Origin of the sequence: Paracoccus cavernae (genome assembly GCF_042430175.1) — a bacterium.
Lineage (GTDB): Bacteria > Pseudomonadota > Alphaproteobacteria > Rhodobacterales > Rhodobacteraceae > Paracoccus > Paracoccus cavernae.
Map to the genome: position 1 here is coordinate 22,925 of NZ_JBHMDZ010000042.1, position 21,887 is coordinate 44,811.

General features: G+C 64.2%; 22 protein-coding genes. 12 read left to right on the top strand and 10 right to left on the bottom strand.

The genetic code is table 11. From position 1 onward, the window contains the following. Positions 1-52: 52 nt before the first annotated feature. The 3 genes from rplI to rpsF are packed head-to-tail and all read right to left on the bottom strand — an operon-like array spanning position 53 to position 1,344. Complete coding sequence (gene rplI / locus ACFFUC_RS13770) at positions 53-637, bottom strand: 50S ribosomal protein L9 (RefSeq protein WP_377687138.1); 585 nt, start codon at positions 635-637, stop codon at positions 53-55. 12 nt (positions 638-649) lie between these two features. Continuing rightward, complete coding sequence (gene rpsR / locus ACFFUC_RS13775; RefSeq protein WP_020949472.1) at positions 650-877, bottom strand: 30S ribosomal protein S18; 228 nt, start codon at positions 875-877, stop codon at positions 650-652. Positions 878-897: 20 nt separating this feature from the next. Continuing rightward, positions 898-1,344 (bottom strand): 30S ribosomal protein S6, encoded by a 447-nt coding sequence (rpsF, locus tag ACFFUC_RS13780; RefSeq protein ID WP_377687141.1) that lies wholly within the window; start codon positions 1,342-1,344, stop codon positions 898-900. A 341-nt stretch (positions 1,345-1,685) separates the two neighbouring features. On the opposite strand from rpsF, the gene ACFFUC_RS13785 reads away from it, so the two are divergent. From ACFFUC_RS13785 to ACFFUC_RS13800, 4 genes are all read left to right on the top strand, one after another. Continuing rightward, positions 1,686-2,282, top strand: coding sequence for a YceI family protein (locus tag ACFFUC_RS13785; protein ID WP_377687143.1), 597 nt, complete (start codon positions 1,686-1,688; stop codon positions 2,280-2,282). Positions 2,283-2,441: 159 nt separating this feature from the next. Continuing rightward, positions 2,442-3,494 carry a peptide chain release factor 1 gene (gene prfA, locus ACFFUC_RS13790; RefSeq protein ID WP_377687145.1) on the top strand — a complete coding sequence of 351 codons (1,053 nt, stop codon included), beginning with the start codon at positions 2,442-2,444 and terminating at the stop codon, positions 3,492-3,494. Positions 3,495-3,498: 4 nt separating this feature from the next. Then, positions 3,499-4,353: a peptide chain release factor N(5)-glutamine methyltransferase gene (gene prmC / locus ACFFUC_RS13795; protein WP_377687147.1), complete on the top strand. Its 855-nt coding sequence runs from the start codon at positions 3,499-3,501 to the stop codon at positions 4,351-4,353. 234 nt (positions 4,354-4,587) lie between these two features. Beyond that, positions 4,588-5,478 (top strand): DUF4167 domain-containing protein, encoded by an 891-nt coding sequence (locus ACFFUC_RS13800; protein ID WP_377687150.1) that lies wholly within the window; start codon positions 4,588-4,590, stop codon positions 5,476-5,478. A 14-nt stretch (positions 5,479-5,492) separates the two neighbouring features. On the opposite strand, the gene rsmA is transcribed toward ACFFUC_RS13800, so the two are convergent. From rsmA to lptF, 6 genes are all read right to left on the bottom strand, one after another. Then, a complete protein-coding gene (rsmA, locus tag ACFFUC_RS13805) occupies positions 5,493-6,341 on the bottom strand; it encodes a 16S rRNA (adenine(1518)-N(6)/adenine(1519)-N(6))-dimethyltransferase RsmA (protein WP_377687152.1) in 849 nt (282 codons plus the stop codon). A gap of 70 nt (positions 6,342-6,411) precedes the next feature. Further along, on the bottom strand, positions 6,412-7,389 hold the full coding sequence (gene pdxA / locus ACFFUC_RS13810; RefSeq protein ID WP_377687154.1) for a 4-hydroxythreonine-4-phosphate dehydrogenase PdxA: 978 nt from the start codon (positions 7,387-7,389) through the stop codon (positions 6,412-6,414). A gap of 100 nt (positions 7,390-7,489) precedes the next feature. Further along, complete coding sequence (locus ACFFUC_RS13815; RefSeq protein ID WP_377687156.1) at positions 7,490-8,761, bottom strand: peptidylprolyl isomerase; 1,272 nt, start codon at positions 8,759-8,761, stop codon at positions 7,490-7,492. A gap of 31 nt (positions 8,762-8,792) precedes the next feature. Continuing rightward, positions 8,793-11,225 (bottom strand): LPS-assembly protein LptD, encoded by a 2,433-nt coding sequence (locus tag ACFFUC_RS13820; RefSeq protein ID WP_377687158.1) that lies wholly within the window; start codon positions 11,223-11,225, stop codon positions 8,793-8,795. Positions 11,226-11,341: 116 nt separating this feature from the next. Next, positions 11,342-12,463 carry an LPS export ABC transporter permease LptG gene (lptG, locus tag ACFFUC_RS13825; RefSeq protein ID WP_377687160.1) on the bottom strand — a complete coding sequence of 374 codons (1,122 nt, stop codon included), beginning with the start codon at positions 12,461-12,463 and terminating at the stop codon, positions 11,342-11,344. After that, complete coding sequence (gene lptF, locus ACFFUC_RS13830; protein ID WP_377687162.1) at positions 12,460-13,617, bottom strand: LPS export ABC transporter permease LptF; 1,158 nt, start codon at positions 13,615-13,617, stop codon at positions 12,460-12,462. Before lptF ends, lptG begins: the two co-directional genes overlap by 4 nt. Positions 13,618-13,748: 131 nt before the next feature. On the opposite strand from lptF, the gene ACFFUC_RS13835 reads away from it, so the two are divergent. Next, positions 13,749-15,239 carry a leucyl aminopeptidase gene (locus tag ACFFUC_RS13835; protein ID WP_377687164.1) on the top strand — a complete coding sequence of 497 codons (1,491 nt, stop codon included), beginning with the start codon at positions 13,749-13,751 and terminating at the stop codon, positions 15,237-15,239. A 4-nt stretch (positions 15,240-15,243) separates the two neighbouring features. Then, positions 15,244-15,693 carry a DNA polymerase III subunit chi gene (locus ACFFUC_RS13840; protein WP_377687167.1) on the top strand — a complete coding sequence of 150 codons (450 nt, stop codon included), beginning with the start codon at positions 15,244-15,246 and terminating at the stop codon, positions 15,691-15,693. 42 nt (positions 15,694-15,735) lie between these two features. On the opposite strand, the gene ACFFUC_RS13845 is transcribed toward ACFFUC_RS13840, so the two are convergent. After that, entirely contained in the window at positions 15,736-16,311 is a 576-nt protein-coding gene (locus ACFFUC_RS13845; protein ID WP_377687169.1) for a retropepsin-like aspartic protease family protein, read from the bottom strand. A 202-nt stretch (positions 16,312-16,513) separates the two neighbouring features. Here ACFFUC_RS13845 and ACFFUC_RS13850 point away from each other — a divergent pair, with 202 nt between their 5' ends. The 6 genes from ACFFUC_RS13850 to ACFFUC_RS13875 all read left to right on the top strand — a co-directional run bounded on the left by ACFFUC_RS13850 (position 16,514) and on the right by ACFFUC_RS13875 (position 21,699). After that, positions 16,514-16,822 carry a twin-arginine translocase TatA/TatE family subunit gene (locus ACFFUC_RS13850; RefSeq protein ID WP_377687171.1) on the top strand — a complete coding sequence of 103 codons (309 nt, stop codon included), beginning with the start codon at positions 16,514-16,516 and terminating at the stop codon, positions 16,820-16,822. A 45-nt stretch (positions 16,823-16,867) separates the two neighbouring features. Beyond that, positions 16,868-17,416: a Sec-independent protein translocase subunit TatA/TatB gene (locus tag ACFFUC_RS13855; protein WP_377687174.1), complete on the top strand. Its 549-nt coding sequence runs from the start codon at positions 16,868-16,870 to the stop codon at positions 17,414-17,416. Continuing rightward, positions 17,417-18,316: a twin-arginine translocase subunit TatC gene (gene tatC, locus ACFFUC_RS13860; RefSeq protein WP_377687176.1), complete on the top strand. Its 900-nt coding sequence runs from the start codon at positions 17,417-17,419 to the stop codon at positions 18,314-18,316. Between the two features lie 19 nt (positions 18,317-18,335). Continuing rightward, a complete protein-coding gene (locus ACFFUC_RS13865) occupies positions 18,336-19,187 on the top strand; it encodes an ATP-binding protein (RefSeq protein ID WP_377687178.1) in 852 nt (283 codons plus the stop codon). A gap of 305 nt (positions 19,188-19,492) precedes the next feature. Beyond that, positions 19,493-20,596 carry an ABC transporter ATP-binding protein gene (locus tag ACFFUC_RS13870; protein ID WP_377687180.1) on the top strand — a complete coding sequence of 368 codons (1,104 nt, stop codon included), beginning with the start codon at positions 19,493-19,495 and terminating at the stop codon, positions 20,594-20,596. Between the two features lie 23 nt (positions 20,597-20,619). Further along, a complete protein-coding gene (locus tag ACFFUC_RS13875) occupies positions 20,620-21,699 on the top strand; it encodes an ABC transporter substrate-binding protein (protein ID WP_377687182.1) in 1,080 nt (359 codons plus the stop codon). Positions 21,700-21,887: the final 188 nt, after the last annotated feature.

The following is a 21,887-nucleotide window of genomic DNA, read 5'->3' on the forward strand; positions in this document are numbered from 1 at the left end:
AAAGCGGCGCGTTTCGGTATTCTTGATTTCGGTCAGCAAAAGCTGCTTCGAATCAGGCGTCTTCGCCGTCGTCGTCGCGGCCGGCTGCGCCGATGTCGTCAAACAGTTCCGCGATTTCGAAATCGGCTTCGGCATCTGCCTCGGCTGCGAGTTCGCGGATCGATTTGCCGGTTGCCTGCAGTTCGGCTTCTTCGACCGAACGCGCAACGTTGAGCAGGATCGTCGCATCGACTTCTGGGTGCAGGTGCACGCGGACGGTGTGCAGACCCAGTTCCTTGATCGGTGCGGTCAGGACAACCTGACGGCGCTCGATCGAGAAGCCGGATGCGTTGGCTGCGTCAACGGCGTCACGCGGGGTGACCGAACCGTAAAGCGCGCCGGCGTCCGATGCCGAACGGATGACGACGAACTGCTGGCCGTCGAGTTTCTCGGCAACAGCCTGTGCGTCTGCACGGGTTGCGTCGTTCTGGACAGCGAGTTCGGCTTTTTTGGCTTCGAAAGCTTTGATGTTGGCTTCCGAGGCGCGCAGCGCTTTGCCTTGGGGCAGAAGGTAGTTGCGGGCATAGCCCTCTTTGACCTTCACGACTTCGCCCAGCAGGCCAAGTTTCGCAACGCGCTCGAGCAGGATGACTTGCATTGAGGTCTCTCCTTACTTCACAGCATAGGGGAGCAGGGCGAGGAAGCGGGCGCGCTTGATCGCACGGGCCAGCTCACGCTGCTTCTTTGCCGAAACGGCGGTGATGCGCGACGGCACGATTTTGCCGCGCTCGGAGATGTAGCGCTGAAGAAGGCGCGTATCTTTGTAATCGATCGCCGGAGCGTTCTCGCCCGAGAACGGGCAGACTTTGCGGCGGCGGAAGAACGGTTTGTTCGCCATGTCTTGTGTCCTTTCCCGACTCAGTTGCGGTCGTCGCGTTCGCGGCGCTCGCCACGATCGCCACGGTCACCACGGTCGTTGCGCTCACCGCGGTCGCCGCCACGGCGGTCGCCACGATCACCACGATCGCCGCGGTCACGCTCGTCGCGTTTCTGCATCTGGATGGACGGGCCAGCCTGATGTTCGTCGACTTTGATGGTCAGAACGCGCATGACGTCGTCATGCAGACGGGCCAGACGCTCCATTTCCTGCACGGCTGCCGAAGGCGCGTCCGAACGCAGGAAGGCGTAGTGGCCTTTGCGGTTCTTGTTGATTTTGTAAGCCAGAGCGCGGACGCCCCAGTATTCGCTCTCGACCACTTTGCCGCCGTTGTCGGCAAGCACGGTGGAGAAATGTTCGATCAGCCCTTCGGCCTGCGTGTTGGACAGGTCCTGGCGGGCGATCAGCACATGCTCATAAAGCGGCATGTCAGACCCTTTTCGTTTCGGGCGGGCTTCATAGGCGGGTAATCCTTCCGCGTCCCACCACGAGAGGCTGCGCCGGTTTCGCAAATGCGGAAGAATGGTGCCTTATAGCGGGGGATGGTCCGAAAGCAAGGCGTTTCTGTTCGACAAAACCGGAAGCCGCTTCCGCCCCGCGAGGCGCCGATTGCGCTTTACGCTCCTCGCGCAGTTGTTAGGAACCGTCACAGGAAGATTGCGTTATGCGCAGTACGTTACCAGCCTGACGGGAGGAAGTCCCGTCGTTGGCGCGTATCGGATCCGGCAGAGCCCTGACGGTAATCCGAATGACATTAGGAGAAGAATTGATGAAGCCGACACTGATCGCACTGATGATGAGCGCAGCCGCCCTGGTCGCAGCACCCGCATTCGCCGATGGCGAAAAGCCGGTCGCGGGCACCTATGTCTTCGATCCCGACCACTCGGCGGCCGCTTTCGAATACGAGCATATGGGCTTCTCGAACAGCTTCGGCCTGGTTCGCGGCATCACCGGCCAGATCACGCTCGATCCCGAAGATCCCTCGAAATCGAGCGTCGAAGCCAGCTTCCCGCTGAGCTCGCTGCTCACCGTTGCGGCCACCCTCGACGGCCATGCCCGCGGCAAGGACCTCTTCGACAACGAAGACGGCACCGAGGTCGTGACCTTCAAATCCAAGCAGGTCACCGTGAAAGACGATGACGAAGCCGAAGTTCTGGGCGATCTGACCCTGAACGGCGTCACCAAAGAGGTCACCCTCGACGTCGATCTGAAGAAGGCCGGCATGCATCCGATGCTGAACAAGCCGACCGTCGGCTTCGAAGCAGAAACCGAGATCAAACGTTCGGACTTCGGTCTGGGCCTCTATGCTCCGGCGGTTGGCGACGAGGTCGAGGTCAAAATCTCGGTCGAAGCCTCGCAGCAGTAAGCGCGGCCTCGCCGGTCCGGCTTTGCGGACCGTGCGGAAGGCTTCGGAAAGGGCGCTCTTCGGGGCGCCTTTTTCATGGACGGGGCCGCAGGGACGCAAGAGCCGCGCTTTGCCAAAGGAATGCTTGCCCGAGCGAAAACGGGACGTTAAATCACAGCGATGTTGCCTCAAGACAAACTCGACCAGATCACCCAGCGTTTCGACTATCTCGAGGCGCAGCTGAATGCCGGCCCGCCTGCGGACAAGATCGCGGCCATCAGCCGCGAATATTCCGAGCTGCGCCCCGTCGTCGAACAGATCGCGCTGTGGCGCGACCATGTCGCGGCTTTGGCCGAGGCGCAGGCCATGCTCGCCGATCCCGAAATGAGGGCTTTGGCCGAAGAGGAGCTGGCGCGGCTCAAGACCGAAATGCCCGCGCTCGAACAGGCTTTGCGCATCGCGCTTTTGCCCAAGGATGCCGCCGACGGCCGCCCCGCCATTCTCGAGATCCGCCCCGGAACCGGCGGCGACGAGGCTGCGCTTTTCGCGGGCGATCTTCTGAGCATGTACCGCCGTTTTGCGGAATCGCAGGGCTGGAGCTTCCAGCTGCTCGAACTCAGCGAATCCGAGCTCGGCGGCGTCAAGGAAGCCATGGCGCGGATCGAGGGCGAAGGCGTCTTTGCGCGTCTGAAATACGAATCCGGCGTCCACCGCGTCCAGCGCGTCCCCGAGACGGAATCGGGCGGGCGCATCCATACTTCGGCTGCGACCGTCGCCGTTCTTCCCGAGGCCGAAGAGGTCGATATCGAGATCCCCGCAACCGATATCCGCATCGATACGATGCGGGCTTCGGGTGCGGGCGGACAGCACGTCAACACCACCGATTCCGCAGTGCGCATCACCCATATTCCCACCGGAATTATCGTGACCTCTTCCGAGAAGTCCCAGCACCAGAACCGCGCCAACGCCATGGCCGTGCTGCGCGCGCGGCTGTACGATTTGGAGCGACAGCGCGCCGATTCCCAACGCGCCGCCGACCGCAAATTGCAGGTCGGCTCTGGCGACCGTAGCGAGCGGATCCGCACCTACAACTTCCCGCAAGGGCGCATGACGGACCACCGCATCAACCTGACGCTCTATTCTCTCGACAAGGTGATGCAGGGCGATCTGACCGATATCGTCGATGCTTTGGTGGCCTTCGATCAAGCCGCGCGGCTTGCGGATGCCGGGTAATCCGATGATCGGGCAGAGCCGGGACGGAGATATCGGGGCCACAGCAAGCGAGATCCTGCGCGAGGCGGTTTCGCGCCTCGAAGCCGCGGGTGTCGCCGGTGCCGAGCGTGACGCGCAGATCCTGCTGCTTCATGTGCTCGACCAGCCGCGTCACCGTCTGGGCGATCTGCTGGCCCTGCCGCTCGATACGGCTTCTGCTGCACGTTTCTTGGATGCGGTTGCCGCGCGGGTCGCGCGCCAGCCCGTCAGCCAGATCATCGGGCGCCGCGCTTTCTGGAGCCATGATTTTGTCGTCACCCGCGACACTTTGGACCCGCGGCCCGAGACCGAGCTTCTGGTCGAGGTCGGGCTGGAGCAGCCCTTCGCGCGCGTCCTTGATCTGGGCACCGGCACCGGCGCGATCCTGATTTCGCTGCTGGCGGAGCGCGTCCTGGCGAGCGGGCTGGGCGTTGATCTGTCGCCTGCAGCTTTGGCCGTGGCGCAGGAAAACGCGCGCCGTATCGGGGTCGTCGCGGAATTCGCGGTCTCCGACTGGTTTACGGCGGTCTCGGGCGATTTCGATCTGATCGTCTCGAATCCGCCCTATATCGCGCTGGACGAGATGCCCGCGCTTTCCCCCGAAGTCCGCGAATGGGAGCCCTGGTCGGCCCTCACCGATCATGGCGACGGTCTCGATGCTTACCGCCGGATTGCGGCCCAAGCCGCGCAATTCCTGCGTCCGGGCGGGCGCGTTGCGGTCGAGATCGGCCATGAGCAGGGTCCTGCCGTCACAGCGCTTTTCGTGGACAACGGCTTCGGGGCGGTCGAAATCCGCCGCGATCTCTCCGGAAAAGACCGCGTCGTTTTGGCGCATAGCTGACGAATATTTCACCAATTTTCGGCAAAACGCGCCGATCATTGCAACTTTATGCTTGTCACAACTATTCCGACATGCTTATTCGGACTCGTGACGGGGGCGATTAGCCCACGCACGGGTCAGCCTACCAGCTTTACTGTTTTAAGCTTTCGAGCGTCCTCCCTTTGACGGGATCCGGTCGTTCAAGCAGGCCCTAACCTCAGCCGGCGACTATGCCGGACAACCTGACAAAAATTGATGAGATCATCGAAATCCCGTTCGCGAAACAAGTCGAACCGCCAACGTACGTTGGGGAATGTCGTTAACCGTGTCTTTGACTCTTCAGGTCCTGAAGGCAAAGTCCGGGGAACGCCGCAACAAATTATCGAGAAGTATCTGGCCTTGGCCCGTGACGCGCAGTTGTCCAACGACCGCGTCGCCGAGCAGAGCTTCCTTCAGCATGCCGAGCACTACACCCGCCTTTTGGGCGAGGCGCAGCGCGAACAGGCCGAACGTCAGCAGCATTTCTCGTCGCAACGTGACGAGGAGGGCGGTCGCGACGACGGGCACGAGCGCAACGGAAACGGCAACGGCAATGGCAATGGCGGCAACAACCGCGACGCCCATGGCTCTGCCGCCCAGCCCGACGAGGGGCATTCCGGTAGCGAGCGCCCGCAGCGTGACTTCCAGCGCGAGGACGGCAACCGTCAGCGCGAGCATGGCAACCGCTCGAACGGCAACCGCGACAACCGCCGCGAGCGCCGCGTCGAAGGCGATGCCGCAGAGCTGGTCAGCGTTCCCGAGGCGAATCTTGATCGCCAGCCGCTGAGCATCGAGCCGACCGCCCAACCTGCCGCGCAACCGGTTCAGGAAGCGCAGGTCCGTCAGGAACAGGCCCGTCCGGTTGAGACGGCCGAGCAGCCGGGACTTCCGCTCGCGATTGCATCTTCTGACGACGAAGGTGCCAATCCGGTCGAAACGCCCGAGGCGCAGAAAGCCGCAGCCGGCGAAGAGCGTCCGGCCCCGCGCCGCCGTGCACCGCGCACGACGCCCGCAACCCCGCGCGCATCCGCACCCCGCAGCCGTAAGAAGGCCGAAGGCGCAAGCGAAGCCCCCGCCGAACCTGTCGGCGAGAGCAAAGCGGAATAAGCGAAAAATCCGGCCTAGCGCGGCGCTGCGGCGACCGCGCGGGCCAAGGCACAGAACTGCTCGAGCCCGATTTCTTCGGCACGCGCGGTTGGTGCGATCCCCACCTCTTCCAGCAAAGCCTCGATCTGCGGATGAACGCCGCGCAAGGACGCCCGCAGCATTTTGCGGCGCTGGTTGAAACCGGCTGCGACGACCTGATTGAGGATCTTGGCATCGGCCGGAAAACGCGGCTCGGGCAGGGCGGTCAGGTGAACGACGGCGGAGTGGATTTTCGGCGCGGGCACGAAGGCCTCGGGCGGCAGGATCATCACGATCCGCGCATCGGCGCGCCATTGCGCCAAGAGCGCGAGCCGGCCATAGGCCTTGCTGCCGGGCTTGGCAACGATCCGCTCGGCGACTTCCTTTTGGAACATCAGCGTCAGCGACTGCCAGAAAGGCGGCCATTCCGGCGGAGTGAGCCAGCCGACCAGCAGTTCGGTGCCGATATTATAGGGCAGGTTGGCCACGATCTTGATCGGCGGCGTGACATGGGCCAGCGGATCGATCGCCAGCGCATCGCCCTCGATCACCTCGAGGCGGCCGGGGTAGGCGACGGCGATTTCGGCCAGAGCGGGCAAGGCGCGGGGGTCTTTTTCAATCGCGAGAACGCGGCGCGCGCCTTCGGCCAGAAGCCCGCGCGTCAATCCGCCCGGGCCTGGGCCGACCTCGATCACATCCGCGCCCGACAGGTCGCCTGCGGAGCGGGCGATTTTGGAGGTCAGGTTGAGGTCGAGCAGGAAGTTCTGCCCCAGCTGCTTTTTCGCGCGCAGCTCGTGGCGCGTGATGACGTCGCGAAGAGGCGGCAGGCCGTCGATAGTGCTCATAAGAAAAAAACCGGAGGCTTTGCGCCCCCGGACCCCCGCAGGATATTGGAACATGGAAGAGGAGAGGCGCTCACCGCCGGTTGGCCATGTCATGGGCCATTCTGAGCGCCGCGATGACGCTGTCGGCGTCCGCGATGCCGCGACCGGCGATATCGAGCGCGGTGCCGTGATCGGGCGAGGTACGGATGAAGGGCAGGCCGAGCGTGACATTGACCCCGCCCGAGAAATCGAGCGTCTTGATCGGGATCAGCGCCTGATCGTGATAGGCGCAGACCGCAGCATCATAGCGGGCGCGGGCAGGCGCGTGAAACATCGTATCGGCAGGAAGCGGCCCGCTCAGCGCGAAGCCTTCGGCGCGCAGATCTGCGATCAGGGCGCGCATCCAGTCGATCTCCTGCCGTCCCATGACGCCGTTTTCTCCGGCATGGGGGTTCAGACCCGCGACAGCGATGCGCGGCTCGGCAATGCCGAAATCGCGACGCATCGCGGCATGGGTGATGCGGATTGCTTTCTCCAACACCTCGGGCGTGAGCTGGCGCGGCACCTCTTCCAGAGCGATATGGATCGTCGCCGGCACCACGCGGCAGGGCGGCGTGACGGTGGTCGAAGCCAGCATCATCACGACATCGGCCCCGCCCGCGAGATGGGCGAGATATTCCGTATGGCCGGGGAAGGGAAAGCCCGCGCCGGTTTTCAGCGCTTCCTTGTTGATCGGCAGCGTGCAGATCCCTGCGGCTTGGCCGGACATCGCCAGATCGACCGCACGAGCGATGACATCGATCACCGCCTGTGCGTTGCGCGGCTCGGGTCGGCCGAAGAGATTGGGCGCCGGAAAATCATGGCGCAGCACCGCAAGCTTGCCCTGGGGTAGCGGTAGCGGTGCGGAGAGGTCCTCGACCTCCTGCCATTCCGTTCCTTGCGGCAAATGCGACGGATCGCCGAGAAAGACGAAGGGCACGCCTGCGGCCAAAGCCTTGGGGGCAAGCTCGGGGCCGATGCCGGCGGGCTCGCCACAGGTCAGGATGATCGGCAGGTCCGGGCGCGGCATCTTCTCTTCCATGTTCAAATATCCAATGTCACGGCGCCTGACAGGCGCGACCCGTTACCGCCGGAGGCCAAAGGCACGACCACCGGCGAAGGCGGCGCGATCAGGGGCGGCGAATGATCGCATCCGCGCGCAATTCCGCCAGATAGGCATCGGCGGCGGCACCGATCTTGCGGTTGAAGACCTCGTCGCGCACCTCGTCGCGGGCGGGGACGGCATTTTCGTCCGGCGCATTGGGCACCGCGCCTTCACCCGGACGCGCACCGGGAGGCGTGACCGGAACGGCGGGACGCAGATCGGCTTCGGCCAGAAGCGCGGGCATGCGGCTGCAAAGCATCAGCACATCGCCGCCCAGCACCGTCGCCTCGTCGGGATCTAGCGTGGCAAGCGCCAGACCGGCATCGGCGGGGATCGAACCGAGATTGCCCTTTTCGGCCAGAAGGCGGTCGGCAGGCAGGCCTTGGGCCGCGATATAGAGGTCGTTGCAGTTGCGCAACCCCTGCGAGATCCGCTGTGCCTCGGCGGGATTGCCCAGACGCAGGCGCAGGTAGTCGAGCACCTGATCCTGAGCGCCCGCGCGGACCGATCCGCGGGTGTCTCGCATGTAGAACAGCACGATCGCCCCCGGCACGGTCAGCGGCTGGCTGATCTGGCCCGGCTGCAGCGACAAAAGGATCGGGCGCAGCGAGGGCGGAAGATTGGCCAGCGCCGTCCAGGGAAGGCGTCCGCCATCTTCGGCCGAGCGCGTCGCGGAATACTGCCGCGCGGCTGCGGCGAAATCGCTTTCCGAGCGGATGCTGGCGGCCAGACGTTCGACCTCGTCATGCATGCGTTCGGCTTCGCCTTCGGGGGTGGGGATGACCATTTCCGAAATCAGCACGTCATCGATGCGCGGCGTGTTGACGATCTTCTTGAACTCCTGGTCGATCTCGGCATCCGAGACCTGCACCATCGGCACGATGCGGCGGCGGACGACATCGCGCCAGACAACGCCCGAGACGATGAAATCGCGGAAGATCGCGGGGTCGATATTGCTCTGGCGCAACAGCTGGTTGAACTGCTCGGTATCGAGATTGCCGCGGGCCGCGAATTCCGCCAGCGCCGCATTGATCTGTTCGTCGGTGGGTTTGATGCCCATCTGCTTGCCCGCGATCATGCGCAGCCGGTCGTCGATGACGGCCTTTTCGGCGGTCGCGCGATCGGCCTGGGCCGAGCGCAGCAGCTCGAGAAAGCGCATGCGCTGTTCGATATCGAACTGGGTAACGACCGACTCGTTGATATAGAGCACGGGCCTGAAGGGGTTCGACTGGGCCAGAACCGGACCAGCGCCGGCCAGAAGCGCGGCCATTGCAACACCAAGAATTACTCGCCGCATCCTGTTCCTCGAAGCATGATTTGGGCAGACATTAACGCAGACATGCGCGCCGCGCCACCGTTCCCGGCCGATCTTTCTGCTTGCCGAAGCCGCCAAGCCGGATCCCGAGATCGAAGGTGGTTTCGGGTTTGACATCGACGGAGGAGGTAAAGCGCCGCTCGAGCCCCATTTCCAGCGTCAGACATTCGTTGCGGTATTCAAGCCCGACAGCGGCCTTTTGCGCGCGCTCGGCAGTGAAATCGTAGCGCGTCTCGGTGCTGGCCCACCAGCCGTCGGTGATCTGCCAGCCCGCCGTCGCCGTCAGCTCAGAGACGTCCTTGTCGCGGCCCTCGCGCGGATCCGAATCCATCCAGAGGTGCCCCGCCGAGACCTCGAGCCCGGGCTTCAGCCACCCAAGACGCAATTCGTTACGGCTGATCGAGAAGGAATCATCAAAAAGCGAACGGTTGGCGATCGCCAGCCCGTCGCTGTCGCTGTAATGCGCAGCCAGCAGCCAGTCGGAATGTTTGGCGCCAAGCGGGCCGGTGCCGTCGAAAGCGGTGTCGCGGTTCGAGCGCAAAACCCGTCCCGCCGTCAGCGCAAGCGACCAGCCCGTGGGATCGATCCGCGTCCATGTCATGCCCAGATTGGCGCGCAGCCCGCTTTCGCGCTCGTCCCAGCCCGGAAAGCGGTCGAGCGAGAACAGGTTGCCCTCGTCGAATTCGATGAGCTGGCTGTCCTCGTTCGGAAGCTCGTCGCTCCAGTCATGTTCGGGCGACCACACGACCTGCAGCACCGGCTCGAGAATATGGGTCACGGCACCCGCCGCGCGGATCAGCGGCCAGCGCAGCTCGCCGGCAAAGATCGGATCGATCCGCGTGAACCAATCGTCGAACTCGCTGTCCTGACTGATGCGGTAGACATCGGCGTCGATCTGGGTCTGGAGCGCGCCGACCACGCCATAGGGCAGGATCTCGCTGCGCCGCCAATCAAAGCTGACCGAGCCGCGCGCCATATCGCGTCCGATTACATCTGCGTCCGAGGTGCGGCGGTGGGCATGCATCGACCATTCAAGCCCCGCCTCGCCGCCGATCATCCCGCCGGGCCGCCAGCGCCGCATCCAGATCGCATCGGCCACCTGAGAGGGGGCGGTCGAATTGATCTCGTCCGAGCGCAGTGATTCGTAATTGCCGATCCGCGCGAAAACCAGCCGGTCGCGCATCACGCGGTCCAGCATGATCCCGCTCCACAGACGGTCGGCATCGGTAATGTCGTAATCGAGCAGATAGGAGCGGTCGGTCGCGGTCTGGATCTGCACGCCAAGCCGGTAGCCGCGCGGCAATTGGAACTGCGCCGCGCCGAAGAAATAGCCCCGCGTCGTGCCCGGATCGATATCGTCACGCGACAAAGCGCCGTTCAGCTCCATCGCGCCATTGGTAAAGGCCTGACGGTAGCGCAGCTCGAGGGTCGAGGTCCGGTTGGCCGAGAGATAGGGCGTCACCGTCACATCGGCATGATCGCCAAGCGTGACGAAATAGGGAAACTTCATCCCGAAGCCCAGTTGCGAGGTCGTGCGCACCAAGGGCCGCAGGAAGCCGGTCATGCGCTCGACGGTCGGATCGGGTGCGGTCAGCGCGGGCAAAGCGCCGACGGGATAGCCGAAGGCGCGAAATTGCGGCTGGTCGAAGTGCAGCGTCCGCTTGAGCGCGTCATGGGTGATATGACGCGCGCGGATCTCCCACAAAGGGGTCGGATTGCTGGAGCAGATCTGGCAACTCGAGGCCACGACCTGATCGAGCGTGGTAAAGCGCCCCTCGTCGCTGCGCCGGACCTGTTTGGCCGCCATTTGCAGCTCGCGGGCGAGGATCAGCCGCGCGCCGCGCAGGATGCCGTCCTGCATGTTGGGGTCAAGATCGGCGGCTTCGGCGACAAGTATGGTCTCGTTCTCGGTTCCGGTGCGCGCGGGCTGGGTCAGATGGATCGGACCGATGATGCGCATGGCGCCGGTCTCGCCGTTATAGATCACCTCGGAGGCGACCAACCGAGCGCCCTGATACCAGACCACGACCCCGCCCGAGGCCACGACGCTGCGCCCTGCGTCCAGCGACAGGTTGTCGGCGAGAATGGTCGCGGCGCGGCCCTCGCCGGGGGCAGGGCGCGAGATGTCGAGGCTGCGCACCGGCGGACGCACGGCGCGGGTCAGCGAGGCGGCATCGGTACCGTCGCCGACACGGCGGTCCCGCGCGGGTGATTCGGTCGGCGCAAGCGCGGGCCCGCCGCGACCGAAGCCGAGATCGGGCAGAAGGTCGATGATCGGATCGAAGGCCGAGCCGTCATTCGCCGGAGCTGCGGGCAAGGTGCTGCCGCTTTCGACCGGCGGGGGCGCGACATAGGGCGTGCTTTGCTGCGCGGCAGCCGTAAGCGGCAGGCCCGCGAAAACCACGATCGCCGCCGCTTCGAGCCAGCGCGGATAGCGTGCCCGCATCGCAGCCTTGCCGGCGGGGGCGTTGCCTGCTGCCGCCATCCCGCGCCGATGTCGCGGGATTCGGGTCGGGATACGGGGGCTTCGGGGGCCGGACGGGCCGAGATTTGACGCCGACATCAGCCGTCCTCCAGTTGCAACAATGCGCCAAGCGCGAACAGCAGAGCGACCAGAGGCGGCGCCCAACCTGCGAGAATCGCGGGGATGGAGCCGTTGTCACCCAGCACTTGTGCCAGATTGCGTAAGAAGAACAGACCGACGCCGCAAGCGAAAGCGCCAAGAATGAGCATGCCCATTTTCCTGCCGCGCATGTGGCGCATGGTAAACACTGCCGCAATCGCGACCATGGCCGCCATCAGGAGCGGACGCGCCAGCTCCATCTGGAACCAGACGCGGTGGCGTTGCGCCGAAAAGCCCGCGCGCTCGAGCCCCGCGATAAAGCCCGGCAATTGCCAGAAGGGCACCGCATCGGGGCGGCCGAAACTGTCGCGGATGCGGTCGGCGGTCAGATCGGTCGGGATCTCGTAGGTCGCCATGATGCGGGCGCGGGTCTCGGGATTGTCGGCGGTCAGCGGCCAGGCTTTGGTGTCGCGCAACTGCCATGCCCCGTTGGCGAGGCGGGCCTCGGCCGCGTCGATCCGGCCGGTCGGGCCGTGCTCGGGGGTGAAGAGCATGAAGGTCGCGTTGTAAAGCGTGGTCGCATCGGGGCTGGCCCGGCTGGCGCGGATCACGACCTGACCGGCCTCGGTCGAGCCGTCGGGCAGCGGAACGGCAAGGCCCTGCCGCAGCCAGACGGCGCTGTCGCCAAGGCTGATCGCCTCGCCGCCGTGGCTTTCGACCGCCGCGACGCGCGCGTCATATTGCTTGCCGGTTGCGGCGACCATCGGATTGAGCAGCCCGACGCAGAGCATCCCGATCAGTGCCGCAGCGATTGCGGGGGCCGCAAGGACCCGCAGCCCCGACCGCCCCGAGGCCCGGATCGCCACCAGCTCGGAGCTGCGCGACAGGTTGAGGAAAAGCGCTATCCCCGCCAGCACGGTCACCAGTGGCAGAATCGAATAGAAACTGCCGGTAATGTTGAGCGCGGCGAGCTGCGCCGCTCCGGCAAGGCCCACGCCGTCATCGGCAAAGCGGCGGACCTGCTCGACCATCTCGACCAGAAACAGGATCGACAGGAAAATCAGCGCGATCAGCGCCAGGAGGCGGGTAAAGCGGCGGGCGACATAGGTTGACAGGATCATGATGCCAGTCCTTCGGTGCCATTGCCGGCGGAGGGGGCGGGGGCGGGCTTCAATCTGCGCGGCCGCGACGCCTGCCAAAGCGCGAAGATGCAGATCAGCGCACCGATGGTTGCGGGCAGATAGACCACCGGCCAGCGCGCGGAATCCTGCGCTACGACATTGGCCGCGGCCGTGTCGAGAAACTGCACCAGAATCAGCGCGAGCGTCGACCAGACCAGCTGTTTCCAGATCCCGAAGCGGCTGTAGCTGCCCAAAAGCAGCATGGCAAAGCCCAGCATGGCCGCGACCGGCGCCAGAAGCGGCTTGGCCAGGCGCTCGAACGCCTCGCTGCGGGCCTTGTCGCGGGTGGTGCCGGTGGCCTCCAGCAAGGCGTCGTCGGGCCAGAGCAGGGCCGTCGTCGAATAGGAGCGCATGTCGCGTTTGCGCTGTTTCGCCGGTCCCAAAATCGCGCCGAGATCATAGGTCAGATCCGAGAACCGCGACAGCGACAGCCGCTGTTCCCCGTTGTCGCGCTCGAGCATCTGCAGGGAGCCCTGCATCATCACGAGCTTGGGGCCGGTGTCCGAACGCACCAGCAGCGCCTCGGAGGCGGAATAGGTCTTCTGGTTGTCGGGATCGCGGGCATCCTCGAAGAACAGATCCAGCAGCCGCCCGTCCGAGGCAATCGCGCGGATGTAGAGCGTCAGCCCGTCGGCGGGGAACTGGAAGCTGCCCGGGCGCAGGAATTGCGCGGTAACGTTTTCGGCCAGCTCGGTCTGGCGGTCGGCCATGCGCGCGCGCGCGGCAGGCACAAGGCCGTGAACCAGCGCCGCCGACATCATCGCGACGATCAGCCCGAAGACCAGAACCGGACGCGCCAGCCGCGCGGGCGAAAGCCCCGAGGCCTGCATTGCCACCAGCTCGGATTCCGACGACAGCCGGTTCGTGCCGTAGGCCGAGGCCGCAAAAGCCGCGATCGGCAGCACGACCGAGATCACCAGCGGCAGGGTCAGCGCGGTGAATTCCAGCACGACCATCGCGGTCTGCCCGTCGGAAATCAGCTGCTCGAACAGGGAAACGGCGCGGTTGATCCAATAGACGGATACCAACACCAAAGCGAAGAACCCGAACAAAGTCAGGAACTGCGACAGGATATATCGATCGATGCGCGCCATGGGTCCCTGCTTCTTCTTACCGTCTGATTAGCGCCTGAGTTCAGTTTGGAAAAGGCCCGCCTCTGGTCAAGACCCGGTGCGAGGTCTAGGTTTCCTGCATATCGGCAATTTCCCTCCGAGCGAGAAGACTTATGGCAAGCCCTGTTGAAATTTCATTTACCGCAACCGAAACCGCTGGCCTCGCCACGCGGGAAGGGCGCATCGCGATCCTGATCGGCGAGAGCAACCGCCTGCCTGCGGGCCTGCCGCGCGCGACGCGCGACGTGGCGTTGCGTGCGCTGGATTCCGCGGGCTGGAAGGCCGTGAAAGCAGGCGGATCGCTTGAATTGGCCTATCCGGCGGGTCTTCAGGCCGAGGCGCTCCAGCTGATCTCGCTGCCCAAGAAGGCCGGTGTCGCTGAAGCGCGCAAGGCCGGTGCCGCGATTGGTGCGAAACTGGGCAAGGTCGAGACCACGGTTCTGGCCGACAACCACCCGCAAGCCGCCGAGCTCGCGCTGGGCCTCGCGCTGCGCGGCTATACGTTCGACGTCTATAAAACCGCGAAATCGGGCGATGTTTCTGCCGAAACCGAAGGCGAATCGGCGCGTGCCCATGTCACATTCATGTGTGCGGATCCCGAGGCGCTGGCCCGCAAGGCCGAAGCCGGTGCCGCCGTGGCCGAAGGCGTCTTCTTTACCCGCGACCTGATCAACGAGCCTGCCAACGTCCTGACCACCACCGATTTCGCCGACCGCCTTCTGGCGATGCGCGAGCTGGGTCTCGAGGTCGAGGTGCTCGACGAGGACGAGCTGGCCAAACTGGGGATGCGCGCGCTTTTGGGCGTGGGTCTCGGTTCCGAGACGCCATCGAAAGTCGTGGTGATGCGCTGGAACGGTGGCGGAGAAGAGGCACCGCTCGCGCTGGTCGGCAAAGGCGTCGTTTTCGATACCGGCGGGATCTCGATCAAGCCGGCGGCGGGTATGGAAGAGATGACGATGGATATGGGCGGCGCGGGCGTTGTCGCCGGTGTGATGCGCACCCTCGCATTGCGCCGCGCCAAGGCCAATGTCGTGGGCCTCGTCGGACTTGTCGAGAACATGCCCGACGGCCGCGCGCAGCGTCCGGGCGATATCGTGAAATCCATGAAGGGCGACACGATCGAGATCGTGAACACCGATGCCGAAGGGCGTCTGGTTCTGGCCGATGTGCTTTGGTACGCGCAGAAGCGCTTCAATCCTTCGGCGGTGATCGATCTCGCGACGCTGACGGGCGCGGTGATCGTGGCGTTGGGCCATGACCATGCCGGTCTCTTCTCGAACGACGATCCATTGGTCGAGGCGCTGCTTTCCGCCGCAAAAGCCGAGGGCGAGGGCGCATGGCGCATGCCGCTGGCTCCGGCTTACGACAAGCTGATCGACACGCGTCTGGCGGATATGAAGAACTCGGGCGGCCGTTCGGCAGGCTCGATCACCGCGGCTCAGTTCCTCCAGCGTTTCATCCGCAAGGACCAGCCTTGGGTCCATATCGACATCGCCGGTGTGGCCCTGCCGCCGGGAGGTACGACCTTGGCTCCGAAAGGGGCGACAGGCTGGGGCGTCATGACGCTCGACCGCCTGATCCGCGACCGCTACGAAGCGAAATAAGCCAATGGGTTCCGCGCTTTTCTATCACCTGACCCGTTCCGCCCCAGAAATGCTTTTGCCGATGCTTGTCGGCAAAAGTCTGGCGGCCGGCTGGCGGGTGGAACTGCGCGGGACCCAACTTCCAGCGCTCGAACGGCTGGACGAAAGCCTGTGGCAGGGCGAAGGTTTCCTGCCGCACGGCCTTGCCGGCGGGCCGCATGACGCGCTCCAACCGGTGCTTTTGACGACAGGCGGGCAAGGCGGCGTGAACGCGGCCTCCTGCCTGATGGCGGTGCATGGCGCGGATGTTTCGGCCGAGGAATGTCTCAAACTCGAGCGGACCTGCATACTGTTCGACGGCAACGACCCGCAGGCGCTCGATCACGCCCGCGCACAGTGGCGGCTGCTGAAACAGGGCGGCGTCGAGGCGCAATACTGGAGCGAAGAGGGAGGCCGCTGGGAGCGCAAGCAGTAGCCGCGCGCACAGGCGCCGCTACAGTCCCGGCCAGACCCAGACCTAGCGTTGCAGGATCAACCGGTCGCTTTCGATGCTGACGCGGGCGAAGCGGCTCAGATAGGTCATCCCCAAAAGCGGCATCCCGAGATCGCCGTCCACCACCACAGCCGAGACATTGCGGTCGTGGATATCGCCGATCTGCACGTCGCGGATGATCACCGGCGCGGTCGGGACGATGCCGTTCGCCGTGCGCGCCTGCGCGGTGAAGGCGAGATTGTCGGTGTCGACCCCGATTCTGCGGGCTTCGTCGCGGCTGAGCGCGATCGTGGTTGCGCCGGTATCGACGACGAAATCCACCTCCTCGCCGTTCAGCGTGACCGTCAGATAGTAATGGCCGTCGGAACTGACCGGAATCTCGATCCTCCCGCCCTCGAAGATCTGCTGGCGCGGCACCACGCTGCGAGAAATGTCCTGCCACAGCCCCGCAACTGCGATCGTGCCGACGAAAATCAGCCCCCAAGCCAGCGCCTGACGCATGGTCTGCCCCGGTTTGGCGCGGAATTCGACGATCAGAAAACCGGCCAGCGCAACCAGAAGAAGAGCCAGGTAGGCCAGCCGTGGAAGGTCTTCAGTCATCTGTCCATCCGCTCGATTTGGGTCGCATTGCCCCGTTTTCGCCCGTTTGGCGGGCCTTTTCCCGCCACTCGCGCCCTGCCGACCGGCCCAGACCAAGGGTGGATCACGCGTTTGGGGGTTTCGATCATCGCTCCGACACCATATATGCTAAGACACCTGTTCTATCGCAAGGGCGGCAAAGGCCCTGCAACGGAGGAATAACATGCACGCACCTTCTCCTATGGCACTCTTGCTCATCGCAATCGTAGTGCTGGTCCTTTTCGGGCGCGGCAAGGTTTCGTCCCTGATGGGCGAAGTGGGCAAAGGCATCACCGCCTTCAAAAAAGGCGTGAAAGAGGGTGGTGAAGAGGCGGCAAACGCCGATGTCACCGAACCCAATACCCCCGCCGATATCGAAAAAGCCCGCGCCGAGCTGGCTGCCGAACGTGCCAAACTCGAGGCCGACCGTGCCCGTCTGGCTGCTGACGGCACCCTGCGCGACGTGACGCCGACCGACCCGAACAAACTCTGATCCTGATCGGGCGCTACCATGTTTGATGTCGGCTGGAGTGAGCTTATGCTCATCGGCGTCGTTGCGTTGATCGTGATCGGCCCCGAAGATCTGCCCAAGCTGTTCCGCACCTTGGGACGGATTACCGCGCGTGCGCGCTCCATGTCGCGCGAATTCACCAGCGCGATGGAGGATGCGGCCAAGTCCTCGGGGCTCGAGGAAGCGGCCAATACGTTGAAAGACGTGAATTCCCTGACGTCGAAGAAGGCGCTCGGGCTGGATGCTTTGGACCGTGCGGCCGAACGTTTCGAGAAATGGGATCCGATGAATCCCAAGACCGACGACGCGAAAGGCTCGCTCAAACCGGCGGCCCCGAAACCGGCAGCTCCGGCTTCGGCCGGCAGCGACGGTCAGGCCGATGCGGTCACGCCGCCCGCGCCTGCAGGTGCCCCGCCCGCAAGTGCGGCCTCCTCGACACCGGCATCCCAAACACCGGCTCCCGCCGCCGTGCCCCTCGCGACCGAGGTGACCCCGCCTGCGGCCGAGGCCCCCGGCAAGCGCCGTCTCCATGCGGTGCGCCGCAGCGATTCCGGCACCGAAATGAAAGGCGATTGAGTGGCTTCGAAATCGGCCAAGACCGCCCCGACCGACATCGACGATAGCTCGGCACCGTTGATCGAACATCTCGCCGAATTGCGCACCCGCCTGATCTGGGCGGTGCTGGCATTCGTGATCGCGATGGTGCTGTGCTATTTCATCTGGAATCCGATCTTCGATTTCCTGACCCAGCCGATCTGTCACGCGCTCGAAAAGCGCAATCAGGCCTGCGGCCTGATCCTGCTCAAGCTGCAGGAGGGCTTCTTCGTCGCGATGCGCATCGCCTTCTTCGGCGGCTTCGTGCTGGCTTTTCCGGTCATCGGCTTCCAGCTGTGGCGCTTTATCGCACCGGGCCTTTACCGCAGCGAAAAGAACGCGCTTCTGCCCTTCCTGATTGCCTCGCCGCTGATGTTCCTCATGGGCGCGGCCTTCGCCTATTACGTCATTCTGCCCTGGGCTTTCGACTTCTTCCTCGGCTTCCAGCAGGGCCCGACCGTGCTGCCCGATGCGACGGTTGCAGCGGGCGAGGCCGCGAAAGCGGCCGGCACCAGCGCGCCGAGCGGCGGTGTCGGCATTGCGGCGGAAAACCCTTGGGCGGGCATCGTGTTCCAGGGTTCGGTCGAGGAATATCTGACCCTCACCACCAAGTTCATTCTGGCTTTCGGCCTTTCCTTCCAGCTGCCGGTGGCGCTGACGCTGATGGGCAAGACGGGGCTCGTCTCCTCGGAAGGTCTGGCCTCGGTGCGCCGCTATGCGGTGATCGCGATCCTGGTGCTTTCGGCTATGGTGACGCCGCCCGACGTCATCAGCCAGGTGGTGCTGTTCTCGGTGATCTATGGTCTCTACGAGATCTCGATCTTCCTTGTCCGCCGCATCGAGCGCAAACGCGAGGCCGAAGAGGCCGAGCTCGACAGCTGATTTCTTGACGGAATTGACGATGACTGATCTCGATACCCCCGTTCTCACGCGGATTGCCGAGGCGCTCGAGCGCATGGCGCCTCCGCCGGCACCCGCGCCGAGCTTTTCCGAGGCGAGCGCCTATATCTGGCAGCCCGATCCCGACCGGCTCGAGCCCGTGACGGCGGTCAGCCGCGTCGATCTGGTGCAGCTGATCGGCATCGACCGCTCGCGCGATACCTTGCTGCAAAACACCCTGCAATTCGCGCGCGGCCTGCCCGCGAACAACGCGTTGCTCTGGGGTGCGCGCGGCATGGGGAAATCCTCGCTGGTCAAGGCGGTTCATGCCGAGGCCGTCAAACAGGGGCTGCCGCTGGTTCTGGTCGAGATCGCGCGCGAGGATCTATCCTCGGTCGGACGCCTTCTGGCGCTGTTGGGCCGCGCGACCGACCGCCGCTTCGTGCTTTTCTCGGACGATCTCTCGTTCTCGCATGACGACAGCCAGTACAAATCGCTCAAGGCGGTTCTGGATGGCGGCATCGCCGGACGCCCCGAGAACGTGATTCTCTATGCGACCTCGAACCGCCGCCACCTGATGCCGCGCGACATGATCGAGAACGAGCGTTCGACCGCGATCAATCCCGGCGAAGCGGTCGAGGAAAAGGTCTCGCTCTCGGATCGTTTCGGGCTGTGGCTGGGCTTCCATCCCTGTTCGCAGGACGAATATCTCGCGATGATCGACGGCTATTGTGCGGCCTACGACATGCACCCCGACGAAGAGAAGCTGCGCGCCGAGGCGATCGAATGGCAGGCCACGCGCGGCTCGCGTTCGGGCCGTGTCGCATGGCAGTTCTTTACCGATCTCGCCGGACGCAGCGGCGTCAGGATCTGACGCCGGAGGGCGATGATTCCCCACCGGAATCCGCTGGAACGACAGGAAATTTCCGCACAGGGGCGGCCTCGAAAGGGGCCGCCCCTGTCGCATTTCTTCCTGACCCCGTGCCGAAGGAAACGGCAGAAAATCGGCACATTTTGTCATTCCGCGGGCAGATACCGCGAAAATCTTGCGCCAATGCCCGAAATGCCGCCTTTTTCGTCAGTTGGTCGCGGGTCGTCATTGTTCTGTTGCCAAGCGCATTGGCGGCTGCGTAGTCTGAAGGTGCGGTAACTAATGATAACCAAAACAGGGAGCCCGCATTGTCGACCCAACCGACCAACGACGCCTTCGTCGTTTATGACCATGTGCAGAAAAGCTACGACGGCCAATCGCTTGTCGTGAAAGACCTCAACCTGACGATCGGCAAAGGCGAATTCCTGACCATGCTCGGGCCTTCGGGTTCGGGAAAGACCACCTGCCTGATGATGCTGGCGGGATTCGAGACCGCAACCTCGGGCGAGATCCGCCTCGACGGCAAAAACATCAACGACGTGCCGCCCCACAAGCGCGGGATCGGCATGGTCTTCCAGAATTACGCGCTGTTTCCCCATATGACCGTCGGCGAGAACCTGTCCTTCCCGCTCGAGGTCCGCTCTTTGGGCAAATCAGAGCGCGAGGATCGCGTCACCCGTGCCCTCGACATGGTGCAGATGGGCCAGTTCCGCAACCGCCGCCCCGCGCAGCTGTCGGGCGGCCAGCAGCAGCGTATCGCCCTTGCCCGCGCGCTGGTTTTCGACCCCAAGCTGGTCCTGATGGACGAGCCGCTCGGCGCGCTCGACAAGCAGTTGCGCGAACATATGCAGTTCGAGATCAAGGCCTTGCACGAGCGTCTCGGCATTACCGTGGTCTATGTCACCCATGATCAGGGCGAAGCTTTGACCATGTCGGACCGCGTCGCGGTCTTCAACGACGGCCGCATCCAGCAGCTCGCCCCGCCCGCCGATCTTTACGAGCGCCCCGAGAACAGCTTCGTTGCAAGCTTCATCGGCGAGAACAACAAACTGCCCGGCCGGATCGAGAAGCTCGAGGGCGGCAAGGCTTTGGTTCGTCTCGCCAATGGTGAGTTGATCGATGCCACGGCGGTCAACATCCGCGAGAACGGGCAGGAAACCTTGGTCTCAATCCGTCCGGAGCGCGTTGAATTCAAACCTGAAATGATGCCCCCCGGCGCACATACCATCGACGCAGAAGTGTTGGATGTCGTCTATATGGGGGACATTTTGCGCACACGGCTGCGCGTGGCGGAAAGCACGAATTTCGTCATGAAAAGCCGCAATACGCTGGGGCAGACGCGCCTTTCGGCGGGCCAGAAGATCAAGATCGGCTGGCACCCGCAGGATGCGCGCGCGCTGGATCCGGTCTGAAGACTGAAAAACAGGGAGCAATCATGAAAAAGACACTCATTCTGACCTCGGCGCTGGTTACGGTGGCCTTTGGTGCGCAGGCGCAGGACAAGCAGATGAACCTGCTGTCCTGGGGCGGGGCCTATGGCAACAGCCATGTGCAGGCCTATGTGAAGCCTTTCGAGGCGGAAAAGGGCATCAAGGTCACGGTCAGCGATGCCGATAACCCCGCGACCCCGATCAAGGCAATGGTCGAAGCCGGCAACGTCACCTCGGATGTGGCCTCGGTCGAATATGCCGACGCGGTGCGTCTGTGCGACGAGGGCCTGCTCGAGCAGATCGATCCGGCCATTCTGGTCGCCGCCGATGACGGCACGCCCGCGACCGACGATTTCATCGCCGGCGCCGTGACCGATTGCTTCGTCGGCACCGACGTTTATTCGATGGTGCTCGCCTATGACGACACCAAATTCAGCGATGCCAAACCGGCGACGCCGGCCGATTTCTTCGATACCGCGAAATTCCCCGGCAAGCGCACCATGCGCAAAGGCGCGAAGTTCAACCTCGAATTCGCGCTGATGGCGGACGGCGTTCCGGCGGCGGATGTCTATGCGACCCTCGGCACGCCCGAAGGCGTCGACCGCGCCTTCGCCAAGCTCGAGCAGATCAAGAAAGACGTGATCTGGTGGGAGGCGGGCGCCCAACCGCCGCAGCTTCTGGCCGATGGTGAAGTGACAATGGCCTATGCGTTCAACGGCCGGATCTTCACCGCAGCGCAGGAAGAGAAAAAGCCCTTCAAGATCGTCTGGGACGGCCAGATCTACGAGATGGAGGGCTGGGTGATCCCGAAAGGCGCGACCAATCTCGAGGCCGCGAAAGAGTTCATCGCCTTCACGACCGCGCCGAAACAGCAGGCCCGCGCTGCAGAGTTCATCAGCTACGGCCCGCCGCGCAAATCGGCGGCCGCGATCGTCGGCAATCTTGAAGGCACCGATGTCGCCATGGGGCCGAACCTGCCGACCACGGCGGCGAACATGACCAATGCGCTCGGCTCGGATCTTGATTTCTGGGTCGATCACGACGGCGAGCTGAACGAGCGTTTCAGCGCCTGGCTGGCACAATAATCCACGCAGATCCGGTCGGCCCTTTGCGGGGCCGGCCGCTTTTCTTTCGGGACCTCCTCCTGCGATTCGGCGGGCTCCCTTTTTGCATGACAAGGCGCGGTTCAACGCGTCCCCGAGAATGAAGGAAAGCTATGGCCCATGCGCTTGATCCCCATGCGGAGTCCGCCTCGTCCGGCGGGCCGCTCCGC